The organism is Lactiplantibacillus brownii (genome assembly GCF_031085375.1).
Classification (GTDB): Bacteria; Bacillota; Bacilli; order Lactobacillales; family Lactobacillaceae; genus Lactiplantibacillus; species Lactiplantibacillus brownii.
Genome location: NZ_JAVCWF010000001.1, coordinates 1,763,580 through 1,786,238, shown reverse-complemented (window position 1 = coordinate 1,786,238; position 22,659 = coordinate 1,763,580). Strand labels below are relative to the sequence as shown.

The following is a 22,659-nucleotide window of genomic DNA, read 5'->3' as shown; positions in this document are numbered from 1 at the left end:
TTTTATCATTTTGTTAACATTTTAGAAAAGTAACAAATCGATGTGGTAGGAAGTGGGGGGGTGTGGTAGACTTAATGTTGTTTAATGAAAGGGGTTGATTGACCGTGGCGTCCAAGATGTTTTTTGGTGAATTTGAACATGCTTTGGATGCGAAAGGCCGGTTGATCATTCCCGCCAAGTTTCGCGACCTATTAGGCGCGTCATTTGTGATTACGCGTGGGATGGATGGTTGTATCTTTGGCTACCCGGAAGCGCGCTGGGCGACATTACAAGCCCAATTGGACGATTTGCCGCTAACCAAGAAGGATGCGCGGGCATTTGTCCGGTTCTTCTATGCGGCAGCGGCGGAATGTGAACTAGATAAACAAGGGCGTGTGATGATTCCTGCGCCATTACGGCAATATGCCAAATTGGAAAAACAATGTGTGATTGTCGGAGTTTCTGATCGCTTTGAAATTTGGAGCGCGACGAAGTGGCAGACTTTTGAGACGGAAACAGCTGCTGATTTCGATGATCTCGCAGAAAACTTAATCGATTTTTAAAGATAATTAACTAAAGGGAGGCGAGAGTAGCGTGGCAGAATTTGAACATACGACAGTTTTATTGCAAGAAGCGGTCGCCGCATTGGCGATTAAGCCGGATGGGGTGTATGTCGATTGCACGCTAGGCGGCGGGGGCCATTCCCGTCGAATTTTGGAACAACTTGGACCACAGGGACATTTATTCAGCTTTGATCAGGATCAAACGGCGATTGATTACAATCAGGACAACTTGGCTGAGTACTTAGCGGCCGGTCAATTGACGTTCATTAAGAGCAATTTCGCCAATCTAAAGGCAGAATTAACCGCTCGTGGCATTACTTCGGTAGATGGCATCGTTTATGATCTGGGCGTGTCCTCACCACAATTTGACAATGCCGATCGGGGCTTCTCTTATCAGCATGACGCGCCATTAGATATGCGGATGGATCAATCCGCCCCGTTGACGGCCCAGATCGTGGTCAATACTTGGGACTACGCCGATTTGGTCCGGATTTTCTATCGTTACGGTGAAGAAAAGTTCTCCAAACAAGTCGCACGGGCGATTGAGCGTGAACGTGAGCAAGCACCGATCGAAACGACTGGTCAGTTGGTTGAGATTATTAAAGAAGCCATTCCAGCGCGCGCACGGCGTACTGGTGGTCATCCTGCTAAACGGGTCTTTCAAGCGATTCGAATCGCGGTCAATAACGAATTAGGCGTCCTTGAGACGTCATTAGAACAAGCCGTGGAATTGATTAATGTTGGTGGTCGTGTCAGTGTGATCACGTTCCAATCATTAGAAGATCGGTTAGTTAAGACCATTTTCAAAGAACATAGTTCCTTACCAGAATTACCACCTGGTTTACCGGTTATTCCGGCTGAAATGCAACCGCATTATCGTTTGGTTAATCGTAAACCGATTGTGCCAAGTGATGCTGAAATAACGGCTAACCGACGTGCGCGTAGTGCTAAGCTACGTGTGATTGAACGTTTAACTCAAAATCAATCTAAAAAAATATAAGGAGTGAAGAACCATGGCCCAAAATGGATTGGCCCGGGAGTTACCACGTGAGGCTCCCCAGGTCACAAACCCGGTACATAAAACTGTTGTAGCCCCAAATCCCGCGATTCAAACACAACGGGTGCCTTTCTCAGGATTCGAGAAAGTCTTGTGTGTTAGTTTTAGTTTGGTGGTATTTGCACTTGCAATCGCTTTAGTTTCGTCCAATATTGCCATTGGTAACGCACAAACTCAGTTACAAACTGTCCAAGCCAAGGTTACGAAAGTTCAAGCCAGCAATACTTCCGCGACCCAACAAATTAGTGAACTTTCAAGCCGGAGCCGCTTAAATAAAGTGGCCAAAAAGAACGGCTTATCGTTGAATAACGGTAACATAAGGAATGTTTACAAATGAATAAGAACAAACAACGAATGACTTCGAAACGGTCACCAAAACAAAATCGTAGAATCTTTGGCCAATGGCTATTTTTTGGAGCGATTGCGATATTTGGTGTTTTGAGCATTCGTTTTTCGTATATTGCGATTGGTAAGCATGTTGCTGGCGTCAATCTGGCCGCGGCCACGAAGAAACTTTACACGGTCGATCAGACGGTCACGGCTAAACGTGGGACGATTTACAGTGCCAACGGTGAGGCCATCGCCGAGGACACGAGCACGTATACCATTTATGCAATCATGTCGAAAAACCAAAAAGACGCTGCTGGTCACGATATCTATGTCAAAAGTAATCCTCAAGCCGCCAAAGTGCTGGCTAAGTATTTACCCATTAGCACTAAAAAAGCGCTCGCAACCTTGAAAAAAGGGCGCGGGAAGTTCCAAATTGAATTCGGGACGGCTGGTAAGAATATTTCATTAACGACTAAGAAAAAGATTGAAGCCCAAAATGTGAGCGGTCTGCATTTTATTCAATCCGAGGCACGGTTATATCCGAATGGGACTTTTGCTTCACATTTAATTGGCCTAACGTCATCGAAAAATGTTAAAGGGACTGAACGCACGTCCTTGGTCGGTTCAATGGGAATCGAGCTAGCGTATAACAAGCAACTTTCTGGGACGGATGGTCATAAGACCGTCACCAAGAGTGGCTATCAAGGGACCACCGACAGTGTCAAAAAAGTCAAAAATGGCGATAACATTTACACGACGCTTGATAGTAAATTACAAACGTTGATGGAAACTAAACTATCAGAAGTGGCAACAAAAGTTCATCCGAAAACCATGACGGCGACTTTGATGAATGCGAAAACTGGGGCGATTTTGGCGACGAGCCAACGGCCAACCTTCAATTCGCAAACTAAAGTTGGCTTGTCGAAGATGTGGCGTAATTTATTAGTCGAAGACACGTTTGAACCTGGATCGACGATGAAAGTCTTCACGATGGCGGCGGCCATCAATAGTGGCAATTACAACCCTAACGTCACCGTGCCAACTGGGGAATACAAGATCGGTGGCAAGACGGTGCCTGACTGGAATACTTCTGGCTGGGGGAACATCACGTATGCCAAGGGCTTTGCGCTATCTAGTAACGTCGCTATGGCTCACTTGGAGCAAACGATGGGGGCTAAGACTTGGTTGAAATACATCAAACGATTTGGCCTGCGAAGCAGTACGAATAGTGGGTTGGCCAATGAACAAACCGGGACTGTTCAGTTTACGTATCCAATCGAACAGGCGGATACTTCATTTGGGCAAGGGATTCAAGTTTCGGCCATGCAAATGTTGCGTGGGTTCACGGCTATTGCAAATAATGGTAAGATGTTACAGCCGTATTATGTTTCTAAGATTACTAATCCGAACACAAAGAAGACGGTTTATAAAGGTCAGTCAAAGGTTGTGAGCCAACCAGTGACATCGAAAACGGCGGCAGCCGTCCTGAAACACATGCAAGATGTGGTTTATAAATCATATGGGACTGGTTCAGCTTTCAAAATTAATGGTTACCGGATTGCCGCTAAGACTGGGACGGCCCAAGTCAGCAATGGCTCGACTTATGAGACGGGTGATAACTCGTATCTGTATTCGGTCGTTGGGATGGCGCCAGCTAAGAATCCTAAATATATTTTGTATATTACGATGAAGCAACCGACCTTAAATGGGACTTCTGCATCGGAAGACATGGCCGAGATCTTTAAGCCGGTGATGCAACGTGCTTTGGATGAACAAAAAGCCAGTGAATCAAAGACGACAACGGTTAAGATGACTGATTTAACTGGTCAGGCAACCAAACAAGCGACGGTGTCAGCCAAAAAAGATGGTGTGACGCCAATTGTGATCGGTAAGGGCGCCCATATTGTGAAACAATCTGTTTCGGCGGGGACGGTCTTAACGAGTAAGCAACGCGTCATCTTGATTACCAATGGCCAGATGTATATGCCAAACTTAACCGGTTGGTCAGCCAGTGAAGTCGCTGATTTCGCTGAACTGACTGGAATGAAGTTGGCGACCAATGGGACGGGGTATGTCTCAGCACAGAGTGTTTCGGCGGGTAATCCGATTGAGGCAAAGGAAGCGTTAACGGTTAGTTTGAAATAAATGATTAGTTTTAGAATGGAGAATTGTTGTGAGTTTAATTGAATGGGTAGCAACGCTATTTAGCGGGTTTATCATTGTATTTGCCTTGATGCCGTCATTAATTCGGTATTTCCGGGTACGTAAAGAAGGCCAAATGATTCGTGAGGAAGGTCCCAAGTGGCACGAAAAGAAGTCTGGGACGCCAACCATGGGTGGGTTATTATTTATCATCGCCATCCTGGTGACGACGATCTGGGTCGGTTTTTGGCAAGGCCAGTTACGGCCAACGACATGGATCCTGATGTTTATTCTAGTGTTGTACGGTGCTTTAGGCTTTTGGGACGACAGCATCAAGCTTTGGCGGAAGCAAAATGAAGGCTTGAAAGCTTGGCAAAAGTTGCTGGGTCAAATCGTGGGTGCGGTGGTATTCACGCTGGTCTATCAACATGAACATTTGCCGATGGGACTCCATTTGCCTGGGATGGGCGATTGGTCCATGGGGCTGTGGTACATGTTGTTTGTCATCATCTGGTTAGTGGGCTTTTCCAATGCGGTTAACTTAACGGATGGTCTGGACGGCCTAGTTGCCGGTCAAGCCACGATTGCCTTTGGCGCTTACGCGATCATTGCCTTGCATCAACATCAATTAGATGTGGCGCTGTTCTGTGTGGCAGTTGTTGGTTCCTTGCTTGGATTCTTTGTCTTTAACCATAAACCCGCTAAAATCTTTATGGGTGATATGGGGTCATTGGCTCTAGGTGGCGCCTTGGCAGCCGTCTCGATTCTGGTCCATCATGAATTATCCTTGTTGATCATTGGGATTATTTTCGTCATTGAAACGGCCTCTGTGATGTTGCAAGTCGCTTCATTCAAATTGACCGGCAAACGGATTTTCTTGATGAGTCCGATCCATCACCATTTTGAAATGAAGGGTTGGAGTGAATGGAAGATTGACATTGTGTTCTGGTCAATCGGATTGGTGGCAGCGGTCATCAGCGTTGCCACAATTATATAGCGTTATTTAGTGTCAGATAGAAATTTAGTCATGTTTTGCGGTTATCGCAAGGCTGTTTTGAACCATTAGTTCTTAATTAAACAAATTTAGGGAGTCTTGAATAATGAAGTCGGTTGAACAGTATCGTAATCAAAAGGTATTGGTATTAGGATTAGCAAAAAGTGGGATGAATGCGGCTCGTTTATTGCATAAACTTGGCGCCTTTGTGACTGTCAATGATAAAAAAGATTTCGATAATAATCCGGATGCACAAGAATTGCTTAGCGATGGCATCAAAGTCATCACTGGTGGACATCCTTTGTCATTATTAGATGAAGATTTTAAAGTTGTCGTTAAGAACCCTGGGATTCCTTATACTAATCCGATTGTGGCTGGCGCTTTGAAAAAGCATATTCCAGTCATTACGGAAGTTGAATTGGCTTCACAGATTCTTGAAGGTGAACTCATTGGAGTCACTGGGACTAATGGGAAGACGACCACGACGACCTTAATCTCATTAATGCTCAATCATCGTCAAAATGCGGGTAAAGCTTATGTGGCCGGTAACATTGGTGTACCAGCTTCCGCTGTCGCGCAAAAAGCCCTGCCAGAAGATACGATGGTGACTGAATTATCGAGCTTCATGCTTTGTGGGATTCAAACTTTACATCCACATATTGCCGTTTTGACGAATATCTATTCCGCCCATTTAGATTATCATGGGTCACGCGCAAACTATGTTAAAGCCAAGATGCGGATTACGATGAATCAAACTCCTGATGACTATTTTGTAGTCAATTGGGATAGTGAAGAATGGCGTGGATTAGCTGAACAGTCGCACGCTCACGTGGTGCCATTTTCACGGCAGAACAATTCTGAAGCTGGCGCTTATGAAAAAGCGGGGCAACTCTACTTTAAAGATGAATTGATCATGGCTGCGGCAGATATTAAGATTCCTGGCGATCATAACGTTGAAAATGCATTGGCTGCCATTGCGGTTGCTAAGATTGAACAAGTCCCAACTGCTGGGATCGTGCAAGTCTTGAAGACGTTCTCTGGTGTTCGGCATCGGACACAATATGTGGAAACTTACGAAGGCCGACTTTTCTATAATGATTCTAAGGCCACAAATATCGTCGCAACAGAAATGGCTTTGAAAGGCTTTAGCCAACCAGTCGTCCTTTTGGCTGGTGGTTTGGACCGTGGCAATACTTTTGAAAAGTTAGCGCCAGCTTTGAAAGACCACGTTAAGGCGTTGATCGTCTTTGGCGAAACGGCCCAGAAGATGGCGGATGCCGGTAAGCTTGCTGGTATTTCAACAATCAAGTTTAGTGAAAACTGTGAAACAGCGGTTCCTGAAGCTTGGAAATTGAGTGCCCCTGGGGATGTCATCATGTTATCACCAGCTTGTGCCAGTTGGGATCAATATCCAAACTTCGAAATTCGTGGGGATCGTTATATCAAAGCCATTGAAAAAGTTACTGGAAAGGCGGAGGAAAAATAATGCGACTAATGATTTCTGGCGGTGGGACTGGTGGTCATATTTATCCAGCCCTCGCTTTAATTGAAGCGTTGAAAGCGCAAGACCCGCAAGCAGAAGTCCTGTATGTCGGGACCCATCGTGGTCTCGAAAGTCGAATTGTCCCTGAACGTGGGATCGATTTTAAAACGATTAAGATTCAAGGTTTCAAGCGTTCACTCTCTTTGCAGAATTTCAAAACGGTCTGGCTCTTTTTGAAGAGTGTTGGGACTGCGCGTAAATATATCAAGGCTTTCAAACCTGATGTCGTCGTCGGTACCGGGGGTTATGTCAGTGGCGCAGTGGTCTTTGCGGCGAGTCAGATGCATATTCCAACGGTGATTCATGAACAAAATTCTGTGGTTGGGGTGACCAACAAATTCTTGAGCCATTTTGTGGACAAGATTGGGATCTCATTTGAAAGTGCCCGGTCACAATTCCCCGCTAAGAAGGTCGTTATGACTGGTAATCCACGCGCCCAACAAGTGGTCAACATTAAGAAAACTGCGGCATTGAAGGCTTTGGGCTTACAAGATGATCAGCCAACCGTCTTGATTTTCGGTGGTAGTCGTGGGGCCGCCCGCATCAACGCGGCGACCGTAGCGGCCATTCCCGAATTAAACCGGCGCGACTATCAAACCCTATTCGTAACTGGTCAAGTTCACTACGATAAAATTATGAATGGTCTCGGAAAGACAGTGTTAGCACCGAATGTTAAAATCAAACCGTACATCAATAATATGCCGGCGATTTTACCGGAAATTGCGGCTATTCTTGGTCGCGCAGGTGCCACTAGTATTGCTGAAATTACGGCGTTGGGCATTCCCTCAATTTTAGTGCCGAGCCCGTATGTCACCAATGATCACCAAACTAAAAACGCCCAGAGTTTGGTAGATGAAGGGGCCGCTGAATTGATCAAAGAAGCCGATTTGACCGGTGCGAGCCTCGTTAAAGCGGTTGATGGCCTGATGTTAGACCAAACCGGACGTGACAAGATGGCAGCTAATGCGAAGCGTCTAGGCATGCCCGATGCAGCGGACCAATTATTGCAGGTCTTAAAAACGGCAATACAAGCCCATTAAGTTAAAGTTCAATTGAAAGGGTGGTTAAGATGGCCTTATTTAAACGGCGACCGAAAAGGAAAGCCCAGCTTGACCAGCTAACCCCCTGGGAAAGATTTCAACGCCAAGCTAATGAAAATCAACAGGCCGAACGGAAGCGACATTTTAGCTGGTCGGGCAAACGGATTCGAATTGGTGATAAGTTACCGAAACTAAAAACACAGCGACGGCGGCTCGTGACCAGACGGGCTGGATTATTGATTGCCCTGTTTTTGTTAGGAATTGCCGGCGCGAGTTACTTTATCTCACCACTGAGCCATATTGCTCAAGTCAAGGTGACTGGTACAGATAAGCTGACAGTGGCTCAGGTTCAGTCTGCTACTCAGATCAAGACTGGTAAGTCAGTCTGGGCCGTAATTGGTCAAGACCAGACGACGAGTCGAGTTGCCAATAAAGCTAACCCACAGATTGGTCAAGTTAAGACAACTTTAAGCAATTGGAATCACGTGACCCTCAAAGTTAATGAGATTCGATTAGCTGGCTATCTAGTGACGGGCGGTCAATACCGACGAGTCCTAGAGAACGGGTTGATCATGTCAAAGCCGCAATCACAACCTGGTGGTGGCTATCCGATTTATGCGAGTTTCAAAAGTGGTCCCCGTTTGCAGAAAATGATCGCCCAATATGCCAAATTACCCGCGGTCGTTAAACATAATATTTCAGAAATTAAGTTTTCCCCGAATCGTGCGAATCCAGAACGGGTCCATTTATACATGAATGATGGGAACGAAGTTTATGCGACGATTTCAACGTTTACCAGTAAAATGCGATACTATTCTGGCATTGCTGCGAAGATGAAAACCAACGGTGTCATTAACTTGGAAGTTGGGGCTTATTCATATTCGTTTAAAAAGTCATCAAAATGATTGAAAAGCAAGCGAGAGGCTTTTTAAAAGCGCTTAGGATATGGTAAACTAGGGGATAATTGGATATGTTAACAAATCTTTGGATATTTATGTAATTACTAGGAGGTTCCTCTATTATGGATAATTCAGGAATTTATGTCGGACTTGATATAGGGACCACCTCAATAAAAGTCATTGTTGCTGAACGTGTAAAGGGACAAATGAACGTTATTGGTGTGGGAAGCGAACGTTCTAATGGTCTGAGTCGTGGCGTGATTGTCGATATTGACAAGGCGGCCACCGCGATTCAATCAGCGGTACGCCAAGCGGAAGAAAAAGCAAGTATCGAAATAAAAAAAGTTATTGCAGGTGTGCCTGCAAACTTGGTAAAAATTGAGCGTTGCCGTGGGATGATCGCGGTCGCTGATGAATCAAAAGAAATCAATAATGAGGACGTTCAAAAAGTGGCGGCAGCTGCGTTAGTACAGAGTATGCCGCCAGAGCGTGAAGTTCTCGATGTCATTCCCGACGAATTTGTGGTCGACGGTTTTGATGGGATTAAGGATCCACGTGGCATGGTGGGTGTCCGGCTTGAAATGCATGGCACCTTGTTCACGGGTCCCAAGACCATTATTCATAATACCCGTAAAGCCATTGAAAAGGCGGGGTTACAAATTGAACAAATCGTGATTGCCCCGTTAGCACTGAGTTCTTTAGTGTTAAACGACGGTGAACAAGATTTTGGTTCAATCATTGTTGACATGGGCGGCGGCCAAACGACGGCTGGCGTCATTCATGATCATCAATTGAAGTATACTTATGTTGACCAAGAAGGTGGTCATTATATCACGAAAGACATTTCCGTGGTCTTGAACACCTCGATTGAAAATGCTGAGAAGTTAAAACGAGATTATGGTTATGCGGATGCCCAACAGGCTTCAGATGATGAAGTCTTTCCGGTAGACGTGGTGGGTCAAAGTACCCCGACACAAATCAGTAGCCAATATCTGGCAGAGATTATTGAAGCACGTTTGGATCAAATCTTTGATAAGGTTAAGCAACACCTAGATGAGATTCACGCGTTAGAGTTACCAGGTGGTATTGTTTTGACCGGTGGTGTCGCGGCATTACCCGGCATCACGGACTTAGCCAGTGAATTATTTGGGACGAATGTTCGTGTCTTCACGCCTAGTCAAATGGGTTTGAGGCATCCGTCATTTGATGAGGCTTTAGCCGTCATCAAATATCAAGCGGCCTTGAGTGAAGTGGCATTGTTGGTTAAGAGCGCTTTAACCGGTGATACCCGTGCCAGTGTCGCTGTTGACTTTGCTGAAGGGGGTCCGGCTAATCAGCCAACCGCTGATCGGACGGCACAAGCACAACCCACAGTTAAAAAAACTAGTAAACCAAAACCTGCAACTCAGCAGGATCCCAATCGTGAAAGTGGTGTTGACCGGTTAAAAGGGTTTTTCAATCACTTTTTCGATTAAATAGGATAGGAATGACGGAGGAAAAATTATGGAATTTTCTTTAGATTCAACCCAAAATTCAGGGGCTAATATTAAAGTCATCGGTGTTGGTGGCGGTGGTGGTAATGCCGTTAACCGGATGATCGCTGAAGATGTCCAAGGCGTCGAATTCATCGTTGCCAATACGGATGTTCAAGCGCTACAAAGTTCAAATGCAGAAACTAAAATTCAATTAGGACCTAAATTGACTCGTGGTCTTGGTGCAGGGTCAAACCCTGATGTTGGGTCAAAAGCGGCTCAAGAAAGCGAAGAAGCGATTACTGAAGCCTTGACTGGCGCTGACATGGTCTTTGTCACAGCTGGTATGGGTGGTGGGACCGGTAACGGTGCTGCCCCAGTTGTTGCTAAAATTGCTAAGGATTCGGGTGCTTTAACGGTTGGCGTGGTGACACGTCCATTTACCTTTGAAGGCCCTAGACGCGCACGTAATGCGGCTGAAGGTATTGCTCAGATGAAAGATAACGTGGATACGTTAATTATCATTGCCAATAACCGCTTATTAGAAATCGTTGACAAGAAGACGCCAATGATGGAAGCCTTCCAAGAAGCCGATAACGTGTTACGTCAAGGGGTTCAAGGAATTTCAGATCTGATTACGTCACCTGGTTATGTTAACTTGGACTTTGCGGATGTGAAGACGGTCATGCAAAATCAAGGTTCTGCCTTGATGGGAATCGGTTCCGCTAGCGGCGAAAACCGGACAGTTGATGCCACGAAGCAAGCTATTTCATCACCATTATTGGAAGTTTCCATTGATGGGGCGGAACAAGTCTTACTAAACATTACTGGTGGTCCAGACATGTCCTTGTATGAAGCCCAAGCTGCTTCAGATATTGTTTCACAAGCCGCGACGACAGATGTCAACATTATCTTTGGGACATCGATCGATGAAAGCTTAGGCGATGAAGTTCGTGTGACCGTGATCGCAACTGGTATCGATCAAAAACAAAAAGAAATCAGCAATGGCACGGCAACAACGCGTACCGAAAAGACGCAACAATCTGGTGGCTTGTTCAACACGCCGGCTGATAGCCAACCTAGAGCAGAAAAGGCATCAAATGGCACAACGCCACAATCACAAAACAATGATCCATTTGGCAATTGGGATATTCGGCGTGAACCAGGTAACTCACGATCAACGAATACCGCTCATCAGAATGTTGAAAAGACTGACTTTGACGTTTTTAACGACAATACTCAGCCTGAAGAAGATCAAGATAGCAATAATGGTGATTCATTAGATACGCCGCCATTCTTCAAACGGCGCCGTAAATAAGTTCGTTGAAGGGAAGCGATGACTAATGGCCGGACGTTTTAGTTTAAGTAACTTCTTTGGCGTTGGCGATGATGAAGCGTACGACGATGCTGCGAATGCGCCACAACCGAACCGGACGGCGGCAACCGCGAATAATGCGACCACAACAGCCTCGACACCTAAAGTTGTGCCGATGCAAGGTGGTAAATCGGTTAATAGCAAGATTGCTTTGTTTGAGCCGCGAATTTATTCGGATGTGAAAGAAATTGCTGCGCAGTTGTTAAAAAATCAAGCGGTCATTATTAATTTTGACCATGTTGATGATGCGATGGCGCGGCGAATCGTTGATTTCCTGACGGGCACGGTGTATGCCATTAACGGTGAGATTGAACGCATCGGGGATGAAATTTTTCTCTGTATTCCTGAAAATTATGAAGTTTCCGGGAGTACCACGGCGCAGTTTAACCCCAACAGTTTATAAGTAAGGAGTGATGGCACTGATACTTACAATTATTGATGGCTTGTTCCAGCTGTACACCTTAGCGATTATTGTCTTTATCTTAATGTCTTGGTTCCCTGGCGCCTATAATACTGGCCTCGGTCGATTCTTGGGACAGATTTGTGACCCGTTTCTAAGTGTGTTCCGGCGGTTTATTCCGTCGATTGCTGGTCTAGATTTCTCGCCGATTGTGGCACTGCTAGTGTTACAGTTTGCAGAGCGTGGATTAGTTTACTTATTATCATTAATTAGCTTTTAATTTTAAAATAACGAGGAAAACATCGTGAATGAAAATTTAAAACAACATTTTCGCGATAGTGAAGCCCCATTTATTGAACAGGTCACTGGTTGGCTGCAAGAAGCGGCCGATCAGTACCGACCAATTTTAACCGCGTTTTTAAACCCGCGGCAAGTCTACATTGCGCGAACACTGGTCAATCAACTTGATGAAGTCCATATGCGGGCTTTTGGGGGTTATCCTGGGGCCGAGTTACAACGGATCTTATTTTATCCGAATTACTACGAGCCCCAACCAGCTGATTTTCAAATAACATTATTCAATATTGTTTATCCAATCAAATTTGCGACGTTGAAACACGGCCATATTTTAGGAACCTTAGCCAACTCCGGCGTTGAACGGGATGTCTTCGGGGATATCGTGTCAGACGGTGAAGCTTGGCAGTTCTACTGCGAAAGTGAAATGGCGACTTACTTCAGTGATCAAGTTGACCGCTTTGGTAAGACCAAGGTTCATTTAACGCCTGTGCCATTGAGCAACGCGGTTGATCCACAAAATGATTGGGAAACGATTACGACCACGGTCAGTTCTTTACGTGCAGATAGTGTGATCAAGGCAGCATTTAACCTGTCACGCCACCATGCTAAGGAATTGATCGAGGGGGCGCATGTTCGTCTGAATTGGGCCGATTTGCCTAAAGCAGATTACGAGATTGCGTTGTTGGATATGTTGAGTGTAAATCATTACGGCCGGGTCCGGTTGACCGAAATTGGCGGTGAGACGAAAAAGTCGCGGTTGCGAATTACTTTAAATATTATTCATAGTAAATAGGTATTGGAGGAAATTTAGTATGGTGTTAAGTCCTGATGACATTCATAACAAAGAGTTTTCCACGAAACTCCGTGGTTACAATATTGACGAGGTAAATGATTTTCTGGAACAAATTATTAAGGATTATCAAATTACCTTGAAGCAAAATAAGGACCTCCAGGAACGTTTAGACGCTAGTGAAGGTAAGCTCAAATACTTCAACGAACTGAAGGATTCCTTGAATCAGTCGATCTTGGTTGCCCAAGAAGCTGCCGACAAAGTTAAGACTAATTCGAAGAAGGAAGCAGACATCATTACCCGTGAAGCTCAAAAGCAAGCTTCTGACATTGTCAGTGAAGCCACGGATAAGTCGAACCAGATGATCGATGAAGCCTCACAAAAGGCTAAACGGTTATCCGTTGAAACGGATGATTTGAAGAAACAAACGCGGGTCTTCCGCCAACGACTCCAAGTGATGCTTGAATCACAATTGGAAGTTGTTAAGAGCAAAGATTGGGATCAACTACTCAGCGAAACCGATACCTCGAGTTACTCAGAGATTCAACATGTCTTGAAAGATGATAACCTTGACAACGGCGCCAATGCGAGCGTAAACTCGGAAGCAGTTGCTGAAATCACTGAACCAGCTTCTGGTGAAACCCCAGTCGCTGACGGTGGTGACCAAGCACAACAACAAACGGTGGTTATTTTCCCTGATGATGATGTTGACTCCGCGAAGTAAGTCGACTAGAATCAACAGTACAGATTAATTTTATTAACATTTTGAGGAGAACAGCAAACAACTTAGTGATACGCGCAGAGAGTCGGGGCTAGTGTGAACCCGATCGTTCCTCACGAAGTTGCAGATCATCTCCGAATGTCGACCTGAAATGAGTAAGGTCGACCGGTTCATGACCGTTACCCATGCTTATGAGAGAATCTAAACAATTCTAAAATTGGGTGGTACCACGATAACTTCGTCCCTTGTTGGGCGGAGTTTTTTTGTATCTAAAATTTCATGATTGATTTGGTAAAATATGATCATTTGTAGGTATCGGCAGTTGTCAAAAAATATTAAGGAGTGGTCAAATGCGCGTTAAAGAAACGCTTAATCTCGGTAAAACCAAGTTTAAAATGCGTGGTAACTTACCAGTGAAAGAACTCGAACGTGAAAATGTTTGGGCGGAAAACAAAGTCTATGAACAACGTCAAAAATTAAATGAAGGTAAGCCAACCTTTATTTTGCATGATGGGCCACCATACGCTAATGGTGATATCCATATGGGTCATGCGTTGAATAAAATTACTAAGGACTTTATTGTCCGTTATAAATCAATGAATGGCTTTCGCGCACCTTACGTTCCCGGTTGGGATACTCATGGGTTGCCAATCGAACAAAAGTTACAACAAGCGGGCTATGATCGTAAAAAGATGAGTACTAACGACTTTCGGGAACTTTGTCGCGAATATGCGTTGAAACAAGTCGATCGTCAACGTGACGAATTCAAGCGGTTGGGTGTTGCCGGTGAATGGGATAATCCTTATTTGACGTTGAAGCCAGAATTCGAAGCCGCTCAAATCCGGGTCTTCGGGGCCTTTGCCAAACGCCATTTGATCTATCGTGGCAAGAAGCCCGTCTACTGGTCATGGTCTTCAGAATCTGCCTTGGCAGAAGCCGAAGTAGAATATCATGACGTGACGTCACCATCTGCCTTTTATGGTGAAAAAGTGATCGACGGTAAGGGTGTCTTAGATGACAACACTTATATGGTCGTTTGGACCACCACCCCTTGGACGATTCCAGCTTCTGAAGGGATCACAATCGATGCTGGTTTCGATTACGCGGTTGTGCAACATAGTGGTGACGACCGGAACTATGTCATTGCCGCAGAATTAGTTGATGAAAATGCCAAGCGCTTCGGTTGGGAAGACGTCAAAGTCGTTAAAACCGTTAAAGGTGCTGACTTAGATCGGGTCATTTGTGAACATCCATTTGATGCGAGTCGTAAATTAGTGACCATGCTTGGTGATTTCGTAACCTTGGACTCAGGGACTGGGCTAGTGCATACTGCGCCTGGTTATGGGGAAGATGATTACCGCATCGGGATGAAGTATGATTTGCCGGTCTTTGCACCAGTAAACAACCAAGGAATCTTAACTGCTGAAGCGGGGCCTGATTTTGAAGGGGTCTTCTATGATGATGCCAATAAGATTGCGTTAGATAAATTAAAGGCTGCCGGCTTGTTGCTTGATTACATGCCTTATGAACACAGTTATCCCTTTGACTGGCGGACGAAGAAGCCAATCATCTTCCGGGCAACGCCACAATGGTTTGCTTCAGTGGGTGATATGCGTGATGAAATTTTACACGCGATTGATGACGTCAAATTCTTCCCTGATTGGGGTCAAAAACGGCTGCACAATATGATTCGTGATCGTGGTGACTGGGTCATTTCACGGCAACGGGTCTGGGGTGTGCCACTACCAATTTTCTATGGTGAAGATGGCACGGCAATTATGACTGAAGAAACGATCAACCATGTCGCTGATTTAGTGGGTCAATATGGCTCAAATGTTTGGTTTGAACGTGATGCCAAAGACTTATTGCCAGCAGGCTTTACGAGTGAACATTCACCAAATGGCACTTTCACTAAAGAAAACGACATTATGGATGTTTGGTTCGATTCAGGCTCGTCACATCAAGGTGTCTTGGCAGAACGGCCTTATTTGACCTATCCAGCTGATCTATATTTGGAAGGCTCCGACCAATATCGTGGCTGGTTCAACTCTAGTTTGATCACGAGTGTGGCCGTTTCTGGTCATGCCCCATACAAACAAGTCTTGTCACAAGGCTTCACCTTGGACAACAAGGGCCGCAAGATGAGTAAGTCGCTCGGTAATACGATTGCGCCAGCAGAAGTCATCAAACAAATGGGTGCTGAAATCGTTCGTTTATGGGTCTCATCCGTTGATACGAGCTCTGACGTGCGGGTCTCCATGGAAAGCTTCAAACAAGTTGCCGATGGGTACAAGAAGTTCCGAAATACCATGCGGTTCATGTTAGCTAATACGACTGATTATGATCCAGCCGAGAATCGGGTCGCTTTTGAAGACTTGGCAACAGTTGATCAGTATATGGCAGTCCGCTTGAATGATTTCGTGGCGGAAGTCAAGGATCATTACGATCACTATGATTTCTTGGACATCTACAAGAAACTTTTAAACTTCTTAACGGTTGATTTATCTAATTTCTATTTGGATATTGCCAAAGATATCATGTATATCGATGCTGAAGACAGCCATTCACGGCGGTCGATGCAAACGGTCTTCTATGACGTCTTGGTCGCATTGACAAAACTCTTTACGCCAATGTTGCCACATACTACGGAAGAAATTTGGCCATTCTTGAAAGAAGCTGGCGAATTTGCCCAATTGACAGAATTGCCAACGGTGAAGACCTATGCCAATGCAACCGAATTGAACACTAATTGGCAAAAATTCATGGACTTACGGAGCAACGTTTTGAAGGCGTTGGAAGAAGCTCGTGACGCCAAATTGATTGGGAAATCTTTAGAAGCTCATTTGGACTTATACGTTGACACTGAAACTAAGACATTATTGGACAGTTTACACACCGATGTCCGTCAAATGTTGATGGTCTCAGGACTGGACTTACATGATTTAGCGGCGGCGCCAAGTGATGCCGAGACTTTTGGTGACCATGCAGCCATCAAAGTGAGCCATGCGGCTGGTGAAGTTTGTTCACGTTGTCGGATGACGAAGACTGATGTCGGTAGCGATGAAGCTTATCCAATGCTTTGTGCGCGTTGTGCCGAAATCGTTCGGACGAACTATCCTGAATCAGTGACAACTGGTTTGGAAGCTTAATTAAACACTTGATAGAACGGGTTAACTGACAGGCAACTGTTGGTTAGCCCGTTTTTATTAAAATATGGCATTAATTGTCCGTCTCCGTGGACCAGCACGTTTCAGACCAACTGGAACGGACAATTAACCAATGACTTACAAATAGGATGGTGACACCACATTAGTTTCATTAAGTTTTTGGTTCTTCGGAATTGAAATATTGTTAAAAAGTCAGTATGATAGTGAAGTAACTAAAACCGAGTTTATTAAATAGATAGGATGCTGATGGCAGTGAAAATGATCAAGGTGCATGGTTCCGGTAATGATTTTTATTTATTGGACCAAACGCAATTTCCAGAGCCGCTTACGGATAAGGGCTTAAAGCAGTTGGCAATTAATATTTGTAAGCGCGATGGAGCGGGCTTATACGAAGGGGCTGACGGCGTATTAGTCGTTGATAAGTCTGAACATGCTCACGTTTTAGGGCGGATGCGGGTCATTAACGCAGACGGCACTGAAGCAAGCATGTGTGGTAATGGGTTACGAACCGTTGCCCGTTATTTAGGCACCCAAAATGATACGGATAACTTCCGGGTCGAAACGATGTATGCCGACTTAAAAGTTCAAGCGGTCGCTGACTTTGCGAAAAATGTGCCCGCTTATAGTGTTGAAATCTCACCGGTTTCATTTGAGGCTAAAACGTTGGGGATGCATGCGAACCATGATGCCCAAACAATCATCAATGAACCAATCCCAGCACTTTCAAATGAACTGAAATTCTCTGCAGTTTCAGTTCCTAATCCGCACTTGATTAGCTTTGTTGATCATGCGACATTAGTTGGACCTGAATTGGGTCGTATTGGTGAATGGCTGAACGACGGCAAGAATTCAATTTTCCCAGACGGTGTGAACGTCAGCTTCGTCGAAGTTTTGGGTAAAAATTCGATCTTTGTCCGGACGTTTGAACGTGGTGTGGGCTTCACCAATGCTTGTGGGACCGCCATGTCTGCTTCCTCCTTGATGTATGTGTTATTACATCAAGAAAGTACGGACTTCAATCAAGAAATCCATGTGACTAATCCTGGTGGCATGGTCAAAACAGTGGTCCATCAAGGGGCTGACGAAGAATACTGGATGGAATTGATTGGTAATGCCACCTTTGTTAAAATCGTTAGTTTACCATTGGACGATGCTTTGGCAGCCGATTTCACGCAGGCCACAGTAACGGTCACTGGTGAACAAACCGCCTATGAAAGTTTTGTTGAAACGTTAAAAACTGCTTAATTTGACAAGCGCTGAGTGGTGAAACTGACTGCTCGGCGCTTTTTCGTTAGTTGTGGCCTGAGTTGATCTGGATAGGGTGCTGGTTACGACTCAGTTGTGAAGTGAAGGGTGATCGGCCGATTGTCACTAAAGAATCTCTAAATTAATCGACCGAAAATTGCAATCAAGCTTAAAAATCGGTATCCTTATTGAGAAAGCAGGTAACGAGGAGGTTGTTTGCCATGGATTTTGAAGAAAAAGTGCAAACGCGTAAAACGGTTTTTGATGGCGGGCTGGTGCAAGTAGAACGGCAACAAGTGACATTACCAGATCAAAGCCACGCTATTCGTGAAATTGTGCATCATCAACCCGCAGTCGCGGTTTTAATGGTGACACCAGAGCGAGAAATGTTACTCGTTAAGCAGTGGCGTTCAGCAACGAACGGGGTGACTTTAGAGATCCCCGCTGGTAAGGTTGAAGCTGGCGAAACGGCAACTGCTGCTGCGGTCCGCGAGTTAAATGAAGAAACGCGGCTAGTGGCAGATCATTTGGAAGCTGTTGCCAGTTTTTATACGTCACCGGGCTTTACGGATGAATACATGACCCTGTACGTTGCCACCGGGTTACATGCCGTCGCTCATGAGCTGCCACAAGACCCCGATGAATTATTAAGGTTGAAAAAAGTGGCCTTGTCCACGGCACTCGCCCAAGTCAAAGCCGGCGAGTTAGTGGATGCTAAAACGGTCATGGCCGTGTGGTATTGGCAAAGTCATCCGGAGTTAGGGGTGACGTCCCATGGCTGATGATGATCGAATGACTCGTCAACAATATCGACAACAACAATCCCAGCCGGAGTCGGCCCCTGCCGATGAGCCACAATCTGATGAACCAGAGGAGGACTCAAGCAGTGAGTCCTCTCGACGTGCCTACGCGGCTCAAACGGCGCGGACACTTGAAGATGAAAAATCAAAACGGTTGGGACGCAAGCTAAACTGGGTCATTTTAGGCTTAGTTTTGGCGATTGTTATCGTCTTTTTAATATTATTTTTAACCCCATAGGAAAGTAGGATTTAAGCAATGAAATTTGGCATTATTTGTGCAATGGCAGAAGAACTTAAAACATTACGTGACGCGCTACAAGGCGAAAAAGTGGTTCCCATCAAAGACATCACCTTTTACGATGGCACCATCGACAATCAAGAGGTCGTTTTGGTCCAATCTGGGATTGGTAAAGTCCAGGCAGGTTTGACGACGGCGTTAATGATTACCAATTTTGACGTCGATGTTGTGATCAATTCTGGTTCTGCTGGTGGGATTGGCCAAGGCTTAGCGGTCGGTGACGTCGTTGTTGCGACAGCTACCGCTTATCATGATGTTGATGCCACGGCCTTTGGCTATGAGTATGGGCAACTGCCACAGCAACCATTGTATTATGAAACGGATGCCAACTGGGTCAAACAAATCGTTAGTGCGGCCGCTGCGACGGGTTTACAGGCTAAAACTGGCCTGATTGTGTCTGGAGACCAATTTATTGCCGGCAAAGCTGCGACGGATAAAATTTTAGCCCATTTTCCCAAAGCACTTTCGAGTGAAATGGAAGGGGCTGCGATTGGTCAAGCTTGTCATCAGTTCAATACCCCGTATGTCGTGATTCGGGCGATGTCTGATGTGGGTGATGAAGAGGCTGGCGTCAGTTTTGATGAATTCATTTTGTCAGCTGGGAAACAATCTGCCGCGATGTTGTTGGCCCTATTCCAAGCACAGAACAAGTAATTATTAGAAGGAAGTATTTTTAATGAAGCAAGTGTACCTAGATAATGCTGCGACCACGCCAATGGCTGAGTCTGTAGTAACTGAAATGATGACAAGAATGACGAACACGTTCGGTAATGCTTCCAGTACGCATGCCTTTGGTCGTGCCGCACGTGAAGTACTGGATGACAGTCGGCATACCATTGCAGCAAGTATCAATGCGCCCGATGATGATATCATTTTTACGAGTGGTGGAACGGAAGGCGACAATACCGCGATCATGCAGACGGCTTATGCGCGACAAAAGTTGGGCAAGCATATTATTACGACTGCGGTGGAACATCAAGCGATTTTGAAGCCATTGGCCTTTTTGGAAAAGCAAGGCTTTGAAGTGACTTATTTGCCGGTCGATGAGCATGGGGATATTAGTTTAGCCGATTTTAAAGCGGCTTTACGTCCCGATACTATTCTCGTTTCAATTATGATGGGAAACAATGAAGTGGGTTCCCACATGCCAATCCATGAGATCGGTGAAATCCTGAAGGATCATCAAGCTTGGTTCCATACGGATGCCGTGCAAGCCTATGGTCTTTTGGATATTGACGTTGAGCGCGACCATATTGACATGTTGTCAACTTCTGCGCACAAAATTAATGGTCCCAAATTCATCGGTTTTCTCTACAAACGGAATGGCATTAACTTTCCAAGCCTGATTAAGGGTGGCGAGCAAGAAGATAAACGCCGCGCGGGGACCGAAAATGTGCCAGCCATCGCTGGTTTTGCGACTGCCGTCAAAGAATTGACGTCTGAGGAAAAGGCACATCGTCAAGCCAAATATCATGATTTTAAGGCATATATTGTGGCACAGCTTACGGCGAATGGCGTGGACTTTGAAGTCAATGGGCAGCTAGGTGAAAATAATCTCCAACATGTGTTGAACTTGTGGATCAAGGGGATTTCAACCTATACTTTGCAGACTAATTTGGACTTGGGCGGTGTGGCTGTTTCTGGTGGCTCTGCTTGTACAGCGGGGAGTTTGGAACCGTCACACGTCTTGATTGCCATGTTTGGCGAAGACTCACCTCGAATCAACGAGTCCATTCGTTTGAGTTTTGGCCGTTACACAACTAAAGAAGATTTGGATCAATTCGTGACCGTTTTAACTAAAACAGTCAACCGACTATTAAAAAAATAAGAGGAGGGGTTCAGCATGGCTTTTGCAGCTAGTGTTAAACTTGAAGGCGATTCACAGACTTATCAAATTAGTTCGGGAATTAAGAAATACACGTTAATGGATTTGGGCTTCACCAAGGGAAAATCGGGCGCCTTTATGTGCTCTTGGTCGTTGGATCCTAATACGCCCTATAATGCGGCATTTAGACTCAAGATGACGTTCAGTGCGGACCTAACCGGTTTTAAAATGGCGACTGTCACGGGTAACGGGATGCAGCGGGCCAATATCTTCAAGAATGAGGCCCATCCCGAAGCGGTGGAACAATTACGGTTCATTTTAAAGAACTTTATTGACCGCGAAGTATTAGTAACCGCTTAATGATGAAACGCCTGGCTTGCAGCCGGCGTTTTCTTTGTTATAATGAGTATTACTGGACTTGTACGACCTTCAAATCGTGGATTCTCCAGAATCTTTTGGAAATGATGGTGAAAAGTATGACTGATCACAGTAACACGCGTGTCGTTGTCGGCATGAGTGGTGGTGTTGATTCATCCGTTGTGGCACTATTGCTGAAGCAGCAAGGCTATGACGTGGTGGGCGTCTTTATGAAGAATTGGGATGATACAGACGAAAATGGCGTCTGTACCGCGACCGAGGATTATAAAGATGTCGCCAAAGTGGCTGACAAAGTTGGGATTCCGTACTACTCAATTAATTTTGAGAAGGAATATTGGGATCGGGTCTTTACGTATTTCTTAGACGAATACAAAAAGGGCCGGACACCTAATCCGGATGTCATCTGTAATAAGGAAATTAAGTTTAAGGCCTTCTTAGACTATGCAATGGACTTGGGTGCGGACTACATTGCCACGGGACATTATGCACGGCTCTCACATGATGAGGACGGCACGATGCATTTATTGCGCGGTGTGGACGGCAACAAGGACCAAACTTATTTCTTGAGTCAGCTTGATTCTAAGACGCTTTCAAAGGTTATGTTCCCATTAGGTGACATGATCAAGCCAGACGTCCGGAAGTTAGCGTTGAACGCTGGCTTAGCGACGGCTAAGAAGAAGGACTCCGTGGGGATCTGCTTCATTGGCGAAAAGAACTTCAAGGAATTCTTAGGTCATTACTTACCAGCAACGCCTGGCAAAATGATGACTTTTGACGGCGAAATCAAGGGCGAGCATGCTGGCTTAATGTATTATACGATTGGTCAGCGTCGTGGTCTTGGTATCGGTGGTGATGGTGAGGATAACGAGCCATGGTTTGTGATTGGTAAGGACCTCAAGCAGAATATTCTGTACGTCGGCAAAGGGTATCACAATCCACACCTGTATGCGACTTATTTAGAGGCCTCCGATCTACATTTTGTCACTAGTGAAGATCTCGGTAATGATTTTCATGTGACGGCTAAGTTCCGGTATCGTCAAAAGGATTCTGGCGTGACGGTACACTTTAATGAAGCCCATACGGCTGTTCGTGTGACCTTTGATGATCCAGTGCGTGCCATTACGCCTGGACAAGCCGTTGTCTTTTACCGTGGCGAAGAGTGCCTTGGTTCTGGAATGATTGATGCCGCTTATAATGATGAGCGCGTTTTGCAGTACGTTTAATGAGTTAACTTAATAATGCCACTGGTTATTCGAGTCTGAATACCAGTGGCTTTTTTGTGCCTGAAAGCGGTGAAAACGCAAATCAGGCTTGCTTTTCAGCTGGGGGTTGCTTAAGCTAAAA

Annotated in this window: 22 protein-coding genes and 1 other annotated feature; all 22 genes read left to right on the top strand. The window is 45.3% G+C overall.

Translation table 11 applies throughout. The features are described 5' to 3' along the window. Nucleotides 1-116 precede the first annotated feature (116 nt). The 22 genes from mraZ (at nucleotide 117) to mnmA (ending at nucleotide 22,538) form a co-directional block, all read left to right on the top strand. Nucleotides 117-542 (top strand): division/cell wall cluster transcriptional repressor MraZ, encoded by a 426-nt coding sequence (mraZ, locus tag RA086_RS08325; protein WP_308704440.1) that lies wholly within the window; start codon nucleotides 117-119, stop codon nucleotides 540-542. A gap of 31 nt (nucleotides 543-573) precedes the next feature. Beyond that, complete coding sequence (gene rsmH, locus RA086_RS08320; protein ID WP_308703368.1) at nucleotides 574-1,542, top strand: 16S rRNA (cytosine(1402)-N(4))-methyltransferase RsmH; 969 nt, start codon at nucleotides 574-576, stop codon at nucleotides 1,540-1,542. A 13-nt stretch (nucleotides 1,543-1,555) separates the two neighbouring features. Then, entirely contained in the window at nucleotides 1,556-1,936 is a 381-nt protein-coding gene (ftsL, locus tag RA086_RS08315; protein WP_308703367.1) for a cell division protein FtsL, read from the top strand. Further along, entirely contained in the window at nucleotides 1,933-4,074 is a 2,142-nt protein-coding gene (locus RA086_RS08310; protein ID WP_308703366.1) for a penicillin-binding transpeptidase domain-containing protein, read from the top strand. Before ftsL ends, RA086_RS08310 begins: the two co-directional genes overlap by 4 nt. Nucleotides 4,075-4,102: 28 nt before the next feature. Beyond that, a complete protein-coding gene (gene mraY, locus RA086_RS08305) occupies nucleotides 4,103-5,068 on the top strand; it encodes a phospho-N-acetylmuramoyl-pentapeptide-transferase (protein ID WP_308703365.1) in 966 nt (321 codons plus the stop codon). A 103-nt stretch (nucleotides 5,069-5,171) separates the two neighbouring features. Further along, on the top strand, nucleotides 5,172-6,551 hold the full coding sequence (gene murD / locus RA086_RS08300; RefSeq protein WP_308703364.1) for a UDP-N-acetylmuramoyl-L-alanine--D-glutamate ligase: 1,380 nt from the start codon (nucleotides 5,172-5,174) through the stop codon (nucleotides 6,549-6,551). Further along, complete coding sequence (gene murG, locus RA086_RS08295) at nucleotides 6,551-7,648, top strand: undecaprenyldiphospho-muramoylpentapeptide beta-N-acetylglucosaminyltransferase (protein WP_308703363.1); 1,098 nt, start codon at nucleotides 6,551-6,553, stop codon at nucleotides 7,646-7,648. Before murD ends, murG begins: the two co-directional genes overlap by 1 nt. Before the next feature lie 29 nt (nucleotides 7,649-7,677). After that, entirely contained in the window at nucleotides 7,678-8,553 is an 876-nt protein-coding gene (locus RA086_RS08290; RefSeq protein WP_308703362.1) for a cell division protein FtsQ/DivIB, read from the top strand. A 116-nt stretch (nucleotides 8,554-8,669) separates the two neighbouring features. Beyond that, nucleotides 8,670-10,022 (top strand): cell division protein FtsA, encoded by a 1,353-nt coding sequence (gene ftsA / locus RA086_RS08285; protein WP_308703361.1) that lies wholly within the window; start codon nucleotides 8,670-8,672, stop codon nucleotides 10,020-10,022. Nucleotides 10,023-10,050: 28 nt separating this feature from the next. Beyond that, entirely contained in the window at nucleotides 10,051-11,337 is a 1,287-nt protein-coding gene (gene ftsZ / locus RA086_RS08280; RefSeq protein WP_308703360.1) for a cell division protein FtsZ, read from the top strand. 25 nt (nucleotides 11,338-11,362) lie between these two features. Then, nucleotides 11,363-11,797 (top strand): cell division protein SepF, encoded by a 435-nt coding sequence (locus RA086_RS08275; protein WP_308703359.1) that lies wholly within the window; start codon nucleotides 11,363-11,365, stop codon nucleotides 11,795-11,797. 10 nt (nucleotides 11,798-11,807) lie between these two features. After that, entirely contained in the window at nucleotides 11,808-12,074 is a 267-nt protein-coding gene (locus RA086_RS08270) for a YggT family protein (protein WP_137616372.1), read from the top strand. A 24-nt stretch (nucleotides 12,075-12,098) separates the two neighbouring features. Beyond that, entirely contained in the window at nucleotides 12,099-12,884 is a 786-nt protein-coding gene (locus tag RA086_RS08265; RefSeq protein ID WP_308703358.1) for a YlmH family RNA-binding protein, read from the top strand. Nucleotides 12,885-12,903: 19 nt separating this feature from the next. Beyond that, entirely contained in the window at nucleotides 12,904-13,605 is a 702-nt protein-coding gene (locus tag RA086_RS08260) for a DivIVA domain-containing protein (RefSeq protein ID WP_308703357.1), read from the top strand. Nucleotides 13,606-13,637: 32 nt separating this feature from the next. Beyond that, nucleotides 13,638-13,851: a binding site (T-box leader), on the top strand. A 101-nt stretch (nucleotides 13,852-13,952) separates the two neighbouring features. Then, nucleotides 13,953-16,751 carry an isoleucine--tRNA ligase gene (gene ileS / locus RA086_RS08255; RefSeq protein WP_308703356.1) on the top strand — a complete coding sequence of 933 codons (2,799 nt, stop codon included), beginning with the start codon at nucleotides 13,953-13,955 and terminating at the stop codon, nucleotides 16,749-16,751. Between the two features lie 264 nt (nucleotides 16,752-17,015). Further along, nucleotides 17,016-18,014, top strand: coding sequence for a diaminopimelate epimerase (gene dapF, locus RA086_RS08250; protein ID WP_308703355.1), 999 nt, complete (start codon nucleotides 17,016-17,018; stop codon nucleotides 18,012-18,014). Nucleotides 18,015-18,235: 221 nt separating this feature from the next. Next, a complete protein-coding gene (locus RA086_RS08245) occupies nucleotides 18,236-18,796 on the top strand; it encodes an NUDIX hydrolase (protein WP_308703354.1) in 561 nt (186 codons plus the stop codon). Next, a complete protein-coding gene (locus RA086_RS08240) occupies nucleotides 18,789-19,052 on the top strand; it encodes a hypothetical protein (RefSeq protein WP_308703353.1) in 264 nt (87 codons plus the stop codon). The genes RA086_RS08245 and RA086_RS08240 overlap by 8 nt, the downstream gene beginning before the upstream one ends. 18 nt (nucleotides 19,053-19,070) lie before the next feature. After that, a complete protein-coding gene (locus RA086_RS08235; RefSeq protein WP_308703352.1) occupies nucleotides 19,071-19,766 on the top strand; it encodes a 5'-methylthioadenosine/adenosylhomocysteine nucleosidase in 696 nt (231 codons plus the stop codon). Between the two features lie 22 nt (nucleotides 19,767-19,788). Then, a complete protein-coding gene (locus RA086_RS08230; protein WP_308703351.1) occupies nucleotides 19,789-20,940 on the top strand; it encodes a cysteine desulfurase family protein in 1,152 nt (383 codons plus the stop codon). 15 nt (nucleotides 20,941-20,955) lie between these two features. Then, nucleotides 20,956-21,297: a DUF1831 domain-containing protein gene (locus RA086_RS08225; RefSeq protein WP_308703350.1), complete on the top strand. Its 342-nt coding sequence runs from the start codon at nucleotides 20,956-20,958 to the stop codon at nucleotides 21,295-21,297. After that, nucleotides 21,297-22,538, top strand: coding sequence for a tRNA 2-thiouridine(34) synthase MnmA (gene mnmA, locus RA086_RS08220; RefSeq protein ID WP_308703349.1), 1,242 nt, complete (start codon nucleotides 21,297-21,299; stop codon nucleotides 22,536-22,538). Before RA086_RS08225 ends, mnmA begins: the two co-directional genes overlap by 1 nt. Nucleotides 22,539-22,659 lie beyond the last annotated feature (121 nt).